Source organism: Plastoroseomonas hellenica (assembly GCF_018129085.1).
Classification (GTDB): Bacteria; Pseudomonadota; Alphaproteobacteria; order Acetobacterales; family Acetobacteraceae; genus Plastoroseomonas; species Plastoroseomonas hellenica.
The window spans coordinates 57,611-72,345 of record NZ_JAAGBB010000020.1 but is presented as its reverse complement, the minus strand read 5'-3'; the positions used below and the strand labels follow the sequence as shown (position 1 = coordinate 72,345).

Below are 14,735 nucleotides of genomic sequence, written 5' to 3'. Positions count from 1 at the left end.
TATCTGCCGTGACACCGATCGACGGCGCAGATCCAAAACTGCTACAATGCCACTTCGATAAGGAGCGAATCGGAGCATGCTGTCGTATGGCCCCTAAAGGCAGCGTCGTGGACCTGTTCTGCGGCGCGGGAGGATTTAGCCTAGGAGCCGCCCTTACGGGTTTCGATATCCTCGGTTCAATAGACCTGGATGAGACCCTCACGTCGTCCTATCGCACCAACTTTCCATCAGCTAACCTCATTCACGCTGATATTTCGGCTATAGAGCCCTCCGCAATAGCGATGAAAATCGCTGGCGGCCGTCGGGTAGACGTCGTTGTCGGCGGCCCGCCCTGCCAGGGGTTCAGCCATATAGGGGCACGCCAAACCCTGGACGCTCGCAACCAGCTCTTGGTGCATTTTTTCCGCCAAGTGGCAGGCCTCTCTCCCCGATGCTTCGTAATGGAAAACGTTCCCGGGCTTTTGGACGGCCCCGGTCGGGGTCTGCTTGAAGACGGCATTGCTCTTCTCAACTCCCGGTATAAGATCGTCGGGCCATTTATTGTCGACGCGGCGAACTTCGGCGCCGCGACACGACGGAGGCGCGTGCTTGTCGTCGGCTACGATCCGGCCGATGTCGATCCAATTAGCGAGGAGATGCTGCGTTCTTGTGGTACTCGGTCCGCCACCACGGTAAAGGACGCCATTCGCGATCTACCGGAGCCGAGGAGTGATTTGGATAAGAACGACCTTGGCTGGTGGAAGTTCGACGGCCGGCATCGGCGATTGTCCGAGTATGCCAGATGGGCTCGCACCGCTCCCATAGAAGGTTTGGGCGACGCCATCGCCAAAGAGCGACTCAGAGCCGGCCTGGTTTCGGGCTTACACGACACCACACATACGCCGAACGTTCAGGCGCGCTTTGCTGCGACGCGTACCGGTGGAGAAGATCCTGTTTCGCGTTACCCGCGCTTGGAGTGGGAAGGTCAGAGCCGCACCCTTCGAGCAGGCACGGGAAGTGAGCGCGGGGCGTTTCAGTCCATGCGCCCCATTCATCCGGAGAAGGCGCGAGTGATTAGTGTTAGGGAAGGCGCGCGCCTGCAGGGGTTTCCCGACTGGTTCGTATTCCACCGAACAAAATGGCACAGCTTTAGAATGATCGGGAACAGCGTCTCTCCCGTTCTGTCTCGCGCTATATTCTCCTATCTAAGCGAGCGGCTTGGCGTGTTGGGCGCGAAGTCCGCGGAGAGTTCTTCAGCCGGACCACCTCAGCGCGAAACGAAGGCCTCCCCGACAAAAGGGATTGAATCCTGCCTGGAAGCAACGGGCTAGCGGGATTAGGTTAGCAACACCGGAGCCGGCGGAAGCTTCGCCGGCGTAGATTTAGGTGTGATTGTCTCGTCCGACACTTAAAATACGAGTACGTCGCAATGTAGATCGCATAGGAGTGAATCATGACCTTGGTTCCGGTCCACTTTGGAGCGGACCCCGCCTACCTGATCAGGGGTCTCTCCACCGACATTTCCTCGATGGAGTGTATTTTTGATCTTATCGATAACTCCATCGATGCCGCACGCAATGAGTTACTCAGCTTTGGTAACGCAAAAAAGGATCAGCGTGGTCTTCCAGACTCCTATGCTGGCTTTCATATTGACCTTGTTTTCACAGATTCATCGCTGAGTATTAAAGATAACTGCTCTGGAATGGAGGAAATCGATCTCTCGAGACGAGCCTTTCGTACCGGCGCAAAGTCGCGTCATCCATTTGGTATCGGTCACTTCGGCGTAGGCCTCAAGCGCGCCATCTTCAAGTTAGGTACTTCGATCGCGCTTGAGACGGACAATGGAAACGGCGCATTTCGCTTCGCATTCACCGAGGCCAGCGTCTTAGCTGCCGGTGATCAGCCTCTTCTAGCCGAGCGTCGTTCGTCGAGCGGGAGCAAGAGCACCGCCATCAGAATCACCGGCCTCCGTTCAGATGTCGCCGCGGACGTTCGGTCAAGCCTCTGGATTGATCGCCTCACGGACGGGGTAAAGCGTCGCTACGGCATCTTCACGCGAAAAGGTATAGAGATTCGACTAAATGGTACAATTATCGGCCCGTTCGGTCCAACGGTGCGAGAGCAAGACGTAGGTCCTGTGCGACGCGCTATGCAGTACATGGAAACTCGCTTAGGGGTAGGTGTATTCGCCGAGGCTGGACTTCACGAAGATTATCGAATTAAGGGTCTGGAATCCGACTACGACGAAGCGCGCCATCGAGCGATCTCCAGTGAGCAAGGGTGGTATGTCGTCTGCAACGACCGTATTATTCTTTCATCGGATCGCACTGAGCGGACCGGCTGGACGACTGGTTGGCACAACGAGTATGCCGGCTTCCTCGGCTGGGTACACTACGTTTCGGAGGACCCCGAATTACTCCCCTGGGACAGCAAGAAAGCAGGAATTAACGTTTCAAGCGAAGCTCATCGAGAATCTGTCATTTGGCTCAAAGGAATTGCTGACGAGTTCAGAGCTCAGAAGAACAGATTACGTTCTAGAGGCGACCGCCAACGTTCGACTGCAGCTCCCAGTTCAGGGAAAATCCCAGGTCGGGCCGCTGACGCGCCGGCCAGCGGTCCTGCCAAAGATAATATGCCCGCCCCATCCCAAAACTCGCCAGATCCGAATCGCCATGATAAAGATTTAATTCATACAGAAACCCACACCACACTCTTCCATACGTGCAAAATTAGAACCTCCTCACCCAAGGTACGTTCGCTTGCGGACGAGGCGGTGAGGATGGAGATTGGAGATTTTCCCTACGCCTCGGCTCTCCTGCTTCGCGGCTTCTTCGAAATCGTATTGATCGATTATTTGAAACGCATCAAACGGTATGGAGAGGTAAAAGAACTCGTTTTTGTAAACCAAGCCGCGCAAGGGCGTCCGTTTTCTGACGCTCAAAAGAAGAATTTTTCTCCCACTCTCGACAATGTCCTTGAATGGTTAGTCAAACACGAAGATGCCTTCCCTGAACACGAAAGGCGAACCTGCCGATACGGGTGCGAAAGTTTCAAGGGGTACGTAAAGAAAATCAATGGCATTGTACACGAGGATGGCATTTTGACGGGCGGATCCCAGGTTACAGAATTTCGAAATTCCGTGTTGCCGACTTTACGTATCTTGCTAGAGCATAACGCACCATAATATTCGTAATTGACGCTCTAAAATTGAATTCCGTAATACTATTTCTTTGCAGTGGAACGTTTTTCAAGAATTTTAGCAATGCACGCGGCTACAGCATCGCTGAAGGCTGTAGTCGGCTCTGCCAATGGTCTCACCTCCAGGAATTTTGGCATCTTTCCGACCCACGGATTGCCTTCCATGACCGCAAGCCAGCCGCTGAGCCCTTGTACGCGCAGAGCCTTCTCCGCCTCGGTGATTTCCTGCTCGCTTGGGTCGCCATGACGACCCAAGCTCACATAGCGTCCATCAGGAGCAACAATTACCCATCTACGCTCGCGCGAGCTTTCGGCTTTCGTCGGCATATCAGAATTATAGGGTATTCCCTACAATATGAAAGCCTCCCCCAGAAACAATCCTTGTCCATAACCGTGCATTATTACGAGATCGGAAAGTAAATTTTCGAATATGACGCTCTGAGCGCCTGGATTATCAGCATAATCTATTCGACCTGCTGGCCACGATGGCGCCGAAGTAGCACGCGCCGACCCAGAGGCGGCTCGACACTGTACACAACGCAGACTTGTCGCTCCGCTCGTGCTGGCCTCGATACCACGCCGGCCAAGCCAGACTACTGCCGCTCCTCTGCGGCAAGCGCCAAGCGATGCATCCAGGTTAAATCAAGTCACACCCCAGAGTCATCTCGCCACTGCCCCCTCACCTCCGGCACGTCTGCCTCCGCCTCCGCTAGCGTCGGCGCGATCAGCTCATTTCCGCTAGCGGCCGCGGACCCTCCGACGGCGGCACGTCAGGGCGGAGCGACTGGCTGAAGTAGCGCCGCCCCACCCGGCTGTACCGGGGCCAGCAGTGGGTTCCTGGAACAGCTTCGCCGCGTTCAAATGCAGCGCGTTGTGCAGGATCGCGGCGGATACTGAGAGCAGCATGCCCGTAGTGACGACGATCGATCTAGAACGAATGGTCCTAAGCATCCAGCGCTTCAGCAGGGCAGCGCAGACCAATTAAAGCGACCCAACGACCTCCACGCAGAAATCAACGAACGCCCGCACCTTGGCTGGCGGATGCTTCCGCGACGGATGGAAGGCAAACAGCGGAAAGCGCTCGCCATGCCAGTCCGGGAACAGATCGATCAGCCGGCCGCTGGCCAGCAGCTCCCGCACGCCCCAGCCGATCACCTGGGCGATGCCGCTGCCGGCCACGCATTCCTCCAGCATCGACTTCGGATCGGTGAAGGTCAGCGGGCCAGAGGTCGGAACCTCGATCACCTCCCGGCCGCTGACGAATTCCCAGTCATAGGGCCGCCCGGTGTGGGGATCGAGGAATTGCAGGCAGCGATGCCGCGCCAGCTCCAACGGATGGCCAGGCCGGCCATGGCGCTCGATGTAGCGCGGCGCGGCGACGGTCAGGATCGGCGCCTCGATCAGCTTGCGCGCGACGAGGCTCGCGAAACGCGGCCGGCCGAAGCGGATGGCGAGGTCGATCCCCTCCGACACCAGGTCACCGACGCGCTCGCTGGTCACGAATTCGATCGCGAGCTCGGGGTGGCGGTCGCAGAATTCCCCGAGCCTTCCGGCCAGCACCAGCGGCAGGAAGAAGGGATCGATATCGACCTTCAGCCTTCCGCGCACGGCTGAGACGGCGCCGGAAGCGATCGCCGCTGCATCCTCGATCCCCGCGAGATGCGGCTTCACCGCCTCATAGAAGCGCCGGCCTTCATCGGTCAGGGTGACGGCGCGCGTGGTGCGGTCGAGCAGCCGGACGCCGAGCCGCGCCTCCAGCCGGCCGATCGCCCGGCTGACCCCGGAATCGGTGATGCCGATCAGCCCTGCGGCCTTCACGAAGCTGCCGCCTTCGACCACCGCCGCCAGCACGCTGACCCCGGACAGGATCCGCCCGTCGAAGCCCATGGCCCCATCCTGATATTCAGTCAGGAATCATCTGACGTATCGGCACTTAATTCAAGGATGTCAGGCCCCGATAGTCCCGCCCGAAGGCCGGCAGCCCGGCCCCCACGACAGGGACATGACCCATGACCGCGCAACACCCAGGCCGCACGCTCTTCCGCGGCGGCACCGTCATCACCTTGGATGCGGGGCATTCTGACCTCGCCACCGGCGACGTGCTGGTCGAAGGCAGCCGCATCGCCGCGATCGGCGCCGATCTCCCGGCCGAGGGCGCCGAGATCATCGACGCCGCGGGCTGCATCATCCTGCCCGGGCTCATCGATGCGCATCACCATGCCTGGCTCGGCGCTATCAGGCGGATGCTGCCGGATGTCGATGACCTCTTCGCCTATATCGGGGTCGTGGCGGAGACGCTCGGCGCGCAGTACCGGCCGGTCGACATGCATCTCAGCACAAGGCTGACGGCGCTGGCCTGCCTCGATGCCGGCATCACCACCATCATCGATGCCTGCCACAACGCCCGCAGCGGGGAGCACAGCGACGCCGCGCTGGATGCGCTTGAAAGCACCGGCATCCGGGCGCTGCACATGGTGGGCGCTGCCATGGACAAGCAGGCCTCCGCCGCGCATCTGCCGGGGGATCTGGCGCGGCTGGCGCGGCGCTGGAACGGCGATGGGGCCTTGGTGCGCGTCGGGCTCTTCGGCCAGTTCAATCTCGACTGGTGGAAGGTTGCCCGCGGCCTCGACCTGCGGATCCTGACCGAGTTCATCGGCGACCTCGCGACGCTGCCGCCGGACTGCGTGGCGTTGCTCGGCCCGCACAACATCTTCAACCACTGCACCCGCATCCCCGAAGAGGCCTGGCGGCGCTTCGCGGCGGCGGGCGTCGCCATCACCGTCAATCCGCGCTCGGACGCGCTGTTCGGCTTCGACGGTGAGGGCTTCGCCTGGCAGCAGGCTCACGATCACGGGCTGGCGCCCGCCCTCGGCATCGATCTCGACACCGCCTTCGGCAGCGACATGTTCGGGGAGATGCAGGCCCTGTTCGGCCAGCAGCGCACGACCATGCGCCATCGCCGCTTCCGCGGCGAAGCGGATGCGCCGGCGCCGATCACGGTGCGGGCGGTGCTGGAAGCGGCGACCGTCAACGGCGCCCGCGCCGCCGGGCTGGAAGGCGCGATCGGCACGCTGGCGCCGGGCAAGCAGGCGGACATCATCATGATCCGCACCGATGGCATCGGCGTCTTCCCGGTGGGCGATGCCATCGGCACCATCGTCCAGGCGGTCGGGCGCGCGGATGTCGATGCCGTCATGGTCGCCGGCCGCTTCCGCAAGCGCGGCGGCAAGCTGATCGATGTCGATCTGGCGAAGCTGGCCGCCGAGGTCACCGCCTCCCGCGATCATCTGCTGCAGGCCAGCGGCTACCGGCCGGGCGTCCGCGCAGCGGCATGAGTCCCCCCACTTCCCCCGATACGATGGAGCCTGCCATGTCGGCATCGTCAGCCGCGGCGCCGCGCGCGGCCGCGCACCCCCTGCCCCGCCCCGCGCCGGGCATCATCGCCGCACTCTTCTGCGGCTATCTCGCGGTCGGCCTGCCGCTGCCGGTGCTGCCGCTCTTCCTGCATGACGGGCTCGGCTTCGGCAGCCTGACCGTCGGGCTCGTGATCGGCATCCAGTTCCTGGCGACGGTGCTGACGCGTGGCTATGCCGGCCGCGTGACGGACCAGCAGGGCGGCAGGCGGGCAGCCCTGCAGGGTGCGGCATTCTGCGCGCTGGGCGGGCTGCTCTATCTCACCGCCGCCATGCCCGGGCTGCCGCCGGCGGCCGGCCTCGCCGTCATCATCCTGGGCCGGCTCGCGGCGGGCTTCGGGGAGAGCCAGTTCGTCACCGGCTGCGTCTCCTGGTCGATCGCCTCGGTCGGGCCGGAACGCGCGGGGCTATCGATGTCCTGGACCGGGATCGCGATGTTCGCCGCACTCGCCATCGGCGCGCCGATCGGCATGGCGCTCTACCAGGCCTGGGGCCTGCAGGCCGCCATGGCCGCCTGCCTCGCCGCGCCGCTGGTCGCGGCCGGCATCGCCCTCCGCGCGGCCGCCCATATCTCACCGGCCGGGCCACGGCTGCCCTTCCATCGCGTGATCGGCCAGATCTGGAAGGAAGGGCTCGGCCTGATGCTGCAGGGGGTGGGGCTGTCGGGGCTCACCGCCTTCGCCTCCCTCTATTTCGCGGCGCATGGCTGGGGGCATGCGGGGCTGGTGATGACCGCCTTCGGCATCGGCTTCATCGCCGTGCGCGTGATGCTCGGGCACCTGCCCGACAGGATCGGCGGCTATCGCGTCGCGCTCTGGTCGCTGCTCGTCGAAGCCATCGGCCAGGCGATGCTCTGGGCGGCGCCGTCGGAGGGCGTGGCGCTCGCGGGCGCCCTCGTCACCGGCCTCGGCTGCGCGCTGATCTTCCCCGCCCTCGGCGTCGAGGCGCTGAAGCGGGTGCCGCCGGCGAACCGCGGCAGCGCCATGGGCGGCTTCGTCGCCTTCCTCGACATCGCCTATGGCCTGGCCGGTCCCGCGGCCGGGCTGATCGCCGGCCAGTTCGGCTATGCCGCGGTCTATCTGCTCGGCGCGGCCTGCGCGCTGCTCGGCGCTGGCCTGGTGCTCGCCAGCCGCGGCGAGCATCTCCTTGGCATCGGCGCGCCGTGCGGAAGTCAATATCCTGAATAGAGCCCGGCATGGGCCGGCGGCCGCGATGCTCCCGGCACACCAGGAAGGCTGGGCCGACAATGAAAGAGGCGTCCGGACCGGATTCTGACGCCGCCGTTTCAGCCAAAGCCAAGCCCGGCGATCGGGCGTTGCTGCCGGCACCGGACGCATGGCGGCGGTGCAACCGGCAGATCCATCGAACGCCCTGTCCAGCACGTCGGCGTGGTCGATCAGGCGCCGCATGATCGGGCACCAGCGGCGCAGCCGGTCAGGGTCGAAGGGCGCGCAACACGTCCGCGGCACAACGCGATTCCCCAGCAACCGGAAAACACCGAATCCGTTTTGTCAGCGCGCGCTCGCCGGCCGGGATCTTCCAAGGCGCCAAGGCTGCGGGCGACGCGCCCAGGAGGACGTCCAATGAGCGCGAGCAATTCCACACACGGCGCCGGCGGCGACGCAGACCGGCGGCAGGATGCGGGGCAGGACGAGAGTGGCAGGCACGCCGGTGCCGGGATCCCCGCCGGCGAAGCCACCTCCGCCGCGACCGATACGGCTGAGGCCACTGCCGCCGCCGCCAAGGCGGAGGCCGAGGACGTCGTGAACGCCGCACGCGCGCGCACGGAGAGAGCCGCGGAAGACACGAAGGAAGCCGGCGCCAGGCAGGGCTTCGGCATGGCGCGCGCCATACGCCATGCCGCCGAGGATCTGGACGAGAGCTCGCCCGCCATCGCGAAGCACGTGCGCGCGGCGGCCGATTCCGTGGAAGGCGTTGCCGAGGCATTGAAGGCGCAGAGTCTCGGCGACCTGCTCGGCAAGGCGGGCGCCTTCGCACAGCGCCAGCCTGCCGCTTTCTTCGGCGCCGCGATGCTGGCGGGCTTCGCCGCCGCCCGCTTCGCCATGAGCAGCGGCGGGAATACCCGGCGCCAAGCTGCGGGAGGCGGCCGCCATGAGCGTTGATCCGACCCGATCGGTCCCGGACCTTCTCGGCGATCTCGTGAAGGACTCCTCGGAGCTCGTCCGGCGGGAGTTCGCGCTGGCGCGCGCCGAGGTGAATGAGAAAATCGGCCAGATCGCCGGGGCGGCCGGCGGCATCGCGATCGGCGGGGTTCTCCTGCTCGCGGCGCTGATCATCCTGCTGCAGGCCCTGGTGCACTGGCTGGTGATCATGGGCCTCTCGCCCGCGCTCGCGGCATTGATCGTCGCCGTCGCGGTCGGCGCGGGTGGCGCCTTGGCGCTCAGCGCCGGGTTGCGACGGCTGAGAGCCGCAAGCCTGACACCGGAGCGCACGGTCAATCAGTTGTCCAAGGACGCCGCAGTCGCCAGGGAGAAAGTCGAATGAGCGCGAACACGGATCCGCAGGGCCGGACGGCAGCCGAGATCGAGCGGGATGTCGAACGCAGCCGAGCCCGCGTGAGCGACACCATCGATGAGCTCAGGGCGCGCATGTCGCCCGGCCAGATCATGGATCAGGTCGTGGACTACGCGAGGAGTTCGGGCGGTGCCGAATTCCTTCGGAATCTCGGCGGCTCGGTCCGGGACAACCCGCTGCCTGTCCTGCTGATCGGCGCGGGCATCGGCTGGCTGGCGCTGTCCGGCGACAGGGGTCGCGCGGCACCGGCGCCGGTGGGCCGTCGTGCCCTGCCGCCGCCGCCCGACGATGCGGAATACCTGCCGGAGTATGACGAGACCGGCTTCGGGGAGCGTGGAGAATTCGGAGATCCGGCGTCGCATGATGATGCCTCCCCGCGCCTCGGCGAACGCGTCGGCCGCGGGGCCGCCACCCTGCGCGACAGCGCGAAGAGCGCCGCCGCCACGGCCGGCGAGACGATCTCGGAAGCCGCCGGCCAGGCCACTGCCGCCATGCGCGGCGTCGCCAATACGACCTCCGAGCTCGCTGGTCGCGCGTCGCGCACCGGCGGTGCCGCGGCGCAGCAGGCGCGCATGCGCTACCATGACGCGCGCGATGCGGTCGCTGGCGCGGCGGAGCGTGCCAAGAGCGGCTGGGCGACCATGGTCGAAGAGCGGCCGCTTCTGCTCGGTGCCCTGGGTCTCGCGGCTGGTGCCGCCATCGGTGCCCTGCTGCCGCGGTCGGAGGCGGAGGATCGTCTGATGGGCGAGGTCAGTGACGCCGCCCTGGGCGAGGTCAAGGAAGCGGCGGAGGAAGGCTACGAGCGGCTGCGCGACACCCTCGGTGAGCAGGCGGCGGAGGTGAAGGACGCGGTCGCCGATGCCTACCTCGACGCCCGGGATCGGCTGGACCGGGATGGCATCGGCGCGGCAGGAGAAGCCGCGGCCGACGCAGCGAGCCAGGTCGCGGCCGCTGCCACGGATGCCGTCCAGACGGTCTCCGACGAGACGCGCGCGGCCTTGGACGACGAGGAGGCGGCGCGGCAGCGGAATGCGAACAGGCCGGCCGAAAAGTCGCCGGGTTGAGGCGAAGGCGCGCCCGGCTGGGCCCATGTCCCGCATCTTCATCACGGGCTCCTCGGCCGGCCTCGGCCTGATGGCCGGCCAGCTGCTGGGCGAGCAGGGCCACCAGGTCGTGCTGCACGCCCGCAACGCCGCCCGCGCCGAGGAAACGCGGCGCGAGTTGCCCCGGGCCGAGGCGGTCTTGGAAGGTGACCTCGAGACCATCCAGGGTGCGAAGGATGTCGCGCAGCGGGTCAATGCGCTCGGCCGCTTCGACGCGGTGATCCACAATGCCGCGGTCGGCTATCGCGAAAGCCACCGCCTGACCGCGGATGGCCTGCCGCATCTCTTCGCGATCAACACGCTGTCGGCCTATGTGCTGACCGCGCTGATCGAGCGGCCGCGGCGGCTCGTCTATCTCAGCTCCGGCATGCACCACCAGGCGCAGGCCAATCTCGACGACATCCTGTGGCGCAAGCGGCGCTGGAACGGCTCCACCGCCTATGCCGAGAGCAAGCTGCACGACGCCATGCTCGCTTTCGCCATCGCCCGCCGCTGGCCGGATGTGCTGTCGAATGCGCTGGAGCCGGGCTGGGTGCCGACGAAGATGGGCGGCCCGGGCGCGCCTGATGACATGGACCAGGCGCATCGCACCCAGGCCTGGCTCGCCGCCAGTGAGGACCCGAAGGCCCGCGTGACCGGCGCCTATTTCTACCACCTGAAGCGGCGCGCCCCGAACCCCGAGGCGCAGGACCCCGCGCTGCAGGACCGCCTGCTGGCGCTCTGCGCGGAGCTCTCCGGCATCGCCCTGCCCGACATGTGACGCAAGGCACCGCCACCTCGGGGCCCATGGCGCAAAGCTGCGCCGCAAGCCGCACAGGAGGTGCAGCGATGCCGGCGCGCTTGATGTCCTTTTCCGTGCTCGCCCTGGCGGCGCTGCTGCTCGGCGCCGCCAACCGGACGGCGTCCGCCGCGGAGGGTTTCGCGGAATACGCGCTGCTGGAGTTCGACGCGGCTGTGCATGGCGGGCAGGCATGGCACGGGCCGCAAAGCGGGCTGCTCCTCTATCCCGCCGGCTGGGCCGTGGGCGATGCCGCGGCCCTGGTCGTCCATGACGGACCATCGCTCGGCGCAATGGGGCGCGACGTGCGGGAGCGCCTGCTGCAGGAGCAGGCTGCGGTGCTTGAGCTCGCCGCCGGTCCGCAGCCGCCCGCGATCTTGGTCCCGGCCGCGTTCGCGGCCCTGCACGCGCTCCGTCACCACGCCGGCGCAGGGCTCGTCGTTATCATCGGGGTCGGCATGGCCGGCGAGGTGGCGCTTCTCTCCGCTGATCCGGCACAGGCGGATCGGCACGCCGGCGCCGATGGGCCGCGCTTCTCGGCCCACCTGCATCTGGATCCGCTGCAGGCCCGCTTCCTGCCCGGGAACCAGTCGGCCGATGCCCGTGAAGCCTGGCCCGCGCGGGCCTCAGCGCTCTGCATCGCCTTGGCGCAGTCCGATGTCTTCGACCCCGGCAACCCCTCGGCGACCGTGGCACGCGATTGCAGCGTCGCCCTCACCGCCATCGGGCCGTAGCGGAGGCCGCGCCGGCGTCCCCCATTACACCCCGAAGGGATCGCGCCGGAAAATCATGCCGTATCCTGGCTGAAAATGCGGCGGTCAGCGGCCGATGAACGGGACAGCCCGCCCGTTGCGCGAATTTTCGCGCGCGCCACTGTCGTAACATAAGGAATTGTGGCGAGAAAGGCATTGGGATCGACCGAAGGATCTTCTCATGGAATCCGGCTTCGAGGTGGATGCGCCCGCCGCCGCACTTCCAGGCGGCAGCCCAAATTGTCGGCTCCGTTATGTTTGATGGCTTCGGATCTTGCGAAGCCGGGCCGGTGCGGCGCATGACAGGCAGGTTAGTTGCGTTTGCAGAATGCCCATCGAGGCCACAGGCTGAGGTTCAGCAGCTTCACCGTCGAAAGGAGTTCCCCATGCACCGACCATCCCGCTTGGTTGCCGTGCTGGCGGCAGTGAGTGTGGCCGGCTGCGTCGTGGCGCCCGGCCCTGTCGAGCAGCAGGCAACCCAGGCAAGCATTGCCTGCCAGCAGGGCTATCAGCAGGCCTGCCAGGATGCCGCCTACCTGCAGCAGGCTGCTTCGGCCGAGCGCGCCCAGGCCCAGCAGGACGCCAATGTCGGCGCCGCCGTGGCCGCGGGCGTGGTGGGGCTGGCGGCCGGGGCCGCCATCGTCGGCTCCAGCGGGCGCCACTATCACGGGCGCTCCCACTATGGCCGCGGCCACCACTATCATCGGGGCCGCCACTACGGCCGGGGCCATTATCGCCGCTGGTAGTCACGGGTGATGGCGCCACCGGCTTCGGCGAAGCACCTCACACCCCAAAGGTATCCCGCCACCGCTCCCGCACCTCCGGCACGCCGGTCTCCGCTTCCGCGAGCGTCGGCGCGATCAGCGTCACTTCCGCCAGCGGCCGGGATCCCTCCGGCGGCGGCACGTCGGGGCGGAGCGACTGGCTGAAGTAGCGCCGCGCCACCTGGCTGTAGCCGGGGCCAGTCGTGAATTCCTGGAACAGCTTCGCGGCATTCGGATGCGGCGCATTGTGCAGGATCGCCGCGGGTGCGGAGACCAGCAGCGTGCCATCCGTCGGATAGATCAGCTTCAGCGGATTGCCTCTGCTGATGCTGAGCAGGGTCGTGGCACTCGGCGCCGCGACGGCGACCGCGCGTTCGCCCGCGTTCAGCGTCGTGATCGGGTCCTGGCTGGACCGCCCGATCATCGGGCGGTTGCGCTCCAACTGCGTGAAATAGTCCCAGGTGAACATCTTGCGCATCTGCACGGCCCAGAGCCCGATCGCGCCGCTATAGCCGGGATGCCCGACCGAGAGCTGGTCGCGCCAGCGCGGATCCAGCACGTCCCGCCAGGCCTTGGGCGCATCGGCCTCGTTCACCCGGGTCGTGTTGAAGGCCATCATGTAGAGGCCGATGTAGGAGGCCTGATAAAAATCCTCCGGGTCAGCGTGGCGGATGCTCTCCAGCAGCCCATCCGCATTGCGCGGGCGGAAACGCAGCAGCGCCTCCTGCCGCTTGAGGACGGAGAAGTGCCCGTAATTGGTGGAGGCGAAGATGTCGCATTGCGCGGTGCGCGCCCGCATGTCCTGCGACAGGCGCTGATACGCCACCTGGGACGTGCTGCGTGTCACGTTCACCCGCACGCCCGGGTAGCGTTCGGTGAAGGCGCGGCCGACCGCCTCCGATGTCTCGGCGGAGAATTGCCCTGTGTACCAGGTGAGCTCGCCCTCGCGCTGCGCCGCGTCATAGAGCGCACGCTCATGCTCGGGCAGCGCCTCTGCCGCCGCCCTCGCCGCCGCCGTCAGTCCGAAGCCGATCGCGAAGACGCTCCGCCTGCCGAACCGTGTCATCCCCGGCCTCCTGTCCGTTCCATCCCGCCGCCCGCCTGTTCCGGCGGTGCGGCGATGCATGCTCGGGGCAGAGGCCAGCGATTGCAAACCCCGATGGGCGGAGCGGCCCGGCGCCCAGGTTTACACAAACCTAACGCGGCGGCGCGACGATGGCGGCATGAACGCCATCGGCGCCACCTCGGCCCTCGCCCTTCAGCCGCTCACCGCGGGCTCGGACAAGGGCGCGTCGGCGGCGGCGCCCCCGACCCTGCTCGACCAGGTCGCGAGCCGGCAGCGCGGCAGCTTCACGAGCAAGGAACTGGGCGAGATGATGGCCGCCCTGGCCCCCGGCCTGGACACCCTGCCGGCCGATGAAGCCGAGGAGGTCATGAGCGGCCTGCTCGGCGAGCTCGCGACGCGGCGGGCGGCTGGCCAGGATGCGGTGCTATTCACGATGGAAGTGCCCGGCGGCGGGTTCATGGCGACCGTCATGAGCGCCAGCGAGCTGGCCCGCGCCCTCGCCTCCGACGATCCGGCTTCGCTCGGCTACACCATCACGGATGACGGCAAGACGACCTATCACCGCGACGTGCTGCGCCAGGCGCTCGGCATGAACGACGCGAAGGACGGCGCGGCTGCGGAGGGCAAGGACGCCCTGTCGCCGAAGGACCAGGTTGCCGCGGCGATCGTGGCGATGCTGGACAAGGCCTTGCGCGAGGAGAAGGCCGGCGGCGAGGATGACCACAGCGACGTCACGGCGGCGCCGCTCTCCTTCACCACCGAGGCCGACGGCACGAAGGTCAACTTCTTCGCCTTCCCCCGCTTGGCGGCCGAGGCGGGCCAGTCCGGACCAGGCCTGCTGCTGGACGTGCAGGCCTGACCTAGTCAGAGCCGGAACGCGAAGTCGGTCGCGCAGGCCGCCGGGCCGCGCTGTCCCCACCTTCTCGTCCGTCCATCCCGCGAGGCGGGCCATCCACAGATCCGGTTCCTCGCAGCCGCAACGCAACCGCAGGCGCTCGCCGGAGTTTCCGGATGAGATCCGAAACGGTGCGTTTTTATGATGCTGTTCCACTGCCGGGCTTGCGGCCAGATGCTCTACTTCGCGGACACTATCCGCGGACGCAAGCTCACCAAGCGGTGTCCCTCGTGGATGCCGGCACGGTCAGCG

At 66.3% G+C, this 14,735-nt stretch carries 14 protein-coding genes; 11 read left to right on the top strand and 3 right to left on the bottom strand.

The window, feature by feature from the left end; genetic code table 11:
• Positions 1-86 precede the first annotated feature (86 nt).
• Both GXW71_RS17290 and GXW71_RS17285 read left to right on the top strand, forming a co-directional pair.
• Entirely contained in the window at positions 87-1,310 is a 1,224-nt protein-coding gene (locus GXW71_RS17290; RefSeq protein WP_211853793.1) for a DNA cytosine methyltransferase, read from the top strand.
• A 122-nt stretch (positions 1,311-1,432) separates the two neighbouring features.
• Positions 1,433-3,163 (top strand): ATP-binding protein, encoded by a 1,731-nt coding sequence (locus GXW71_RS17285; RefSeq protein WP_211853792.1) that lies wholly within the window; start codon positions 1,433-1,435, stop codon positions 3,161-3,163.
• A 38-nt stretch (positions 3,164-3,201) separates the two neighbouring features.
• Here the strand turns inward: GXW71_RS17285 and GXW71_RS17280 are convergent, their stop codons facing one another.
• The gene (locus tag GXW71_RS17280) at positions 3,202-3,504 is read right to left on the bottom strand and encodes a hypothetical protein (RefSeq protein WP_211853791.1); all 303 of its coding nucleotides are present in this window, start codon (positions 3,502-3,504) and stop codon (positions 3,202-3,204) included.
• Positions 3,505-4,158: 654 nt separating this feature from the next.
• Positions 4,159-5,064, bottom strand: coding sequence for a LysR family transcriptional regulator (locus GXW71_RS17275; RefSeq protein WP_211853790.1), 906 nt, complete (start codon positions 5,062-5,064; stop codon positions 4,159-4,161).
• 122 nt (positions 5,065-5,186) lie between these two features.
• On the opposite strand from GXW71_RS17275, the gene GXW71_RS17270 reads away from it, so the two are divergent.
• From GXW71_RS17270 to GXW71_RS17235, 8 genes are all read left to right on the top strand, one after another.
• On the top strand, positions 5,187-6,512 hold the full coding sequence (locus GXW71_RS17270) for an amidohydrolase family protein (protein ID WP_211853789.1): 1,326 nt from the start codon (positions 5,187-5,189) through the stop codon (positions 6,510-6,512).
• 35 nt (positions 6,513-6,547) lie between these two features.
• Positions 6,548-7,777, top strand: a complete 1,230-nt coding sequence (locus GXW71_RS17265) for an arabinose transporter (RefSeq protein WP_211853788.1) — start codon at positions 6,548-6,550, stop codon at positions 7,775-7,777.
• A gap of 396 nt (positions 7,778-8,173) precedes the next feature.
• Entirely contained in the window at positions 8,174-8,713 is a 540-nt protein-coding gene (locus GXW71_RS17260; RefSeq protein ID WP_211853787.1) for a hypothetical protein, read from the top strand.
• Entirely contained in the window at positions 8,703-9,095 is a 393-nt protein-coding gene (locus GXW71_RS17255) for a phage holin family protein (RefSeq protein ID WP_211853786.1), read from the top strand. Before GXW71_RS17260 ends, GXW71_RS17255 begins: the two co-directional genes overlap by 11 nt.
• Positions 9,092-10,189 (top strand): DUF3618 domain-containing protein, encoded by a 1,098-nt coding sequence (locus GXW71_RS17250; RefSeq protein WP_211853785.1) that lies wholly within the window; start codon positions 9,092-9,094, stop codon positions 10,187-10,189. Before GXW71_RS17255 ends, GXW71_RS17250 begins: the two co-directional genes overlap by 4 nt.
• Before the next feature lie 25 nt (positions 10,190-10,214).
• Positions 10,215-10,988, top strand: coding sequence for an SDR family NAD(P)-dependent oxidoreductase (locus tag GXW71_RS17245; protein ID WP_211853784.1), 774 nt, complete (start codon positions 10,215-10,217; stop codon positions 10,986-10,988).
• Positions 10,989-11,056: 68 nt separating this feature from the next.
• Complete coding sequence (locus GXW71_RS17240) at positions 11,057-11,740, top strand: hypothetical protein (RefSeq protein ID WP_211853783.1); 684 nt, start codon at positions 11,057-11,059, stop codon at positions 11,738-11,740.
• A gap of 404 nt (positions 11,741-12,144) precedes the next feature.
• Entirely contained in the window at positions 12,145-12,504 is a 360-nt protein-coding gene (locus GXW71_RS17235; RefSeq protein WP_211853782.1) for a hypothetical protein, read from the top strand.
• A gap of 37 nt (positions 12,505-12,541) precedes the next feature.
• Here the strand turns inward: GXW71_RS17235 and GXW71_RS17230 are convergent, their stop codons facing one another.
• On the bottom strand, positions 12,542-13,588 hold the full coding sequence (locus GXW71_RS17230; protein WP_211853781.1) for an ABC transporter substrate-binding protein: 1,047 nt from the start codon (positions 13,586-13,588) through the stop codon (positions 12,542-12,544).
• Between the two features lie 157 nt (positions 13,589-13,745).
• Here GXW71_RS17230 and GXW71_RS17225 point away from each other — a divergent pair, with 157 nt between their 5' ends.
• Positions 13,746-14,447 carry a hypothetical protein gene (locus GXW71_RS17225; RefSeq protein ID WP_211853780.1) on the top strand — a complete coding sequence of 234 codons (702 nt, stop codon included), beginning with the start codon at positions 13,746-13,748 and terminating at the stop codon, positions 14,445-14,447.
• Positions 14,448-14,735: the final 288 nt, after the last annotated feature.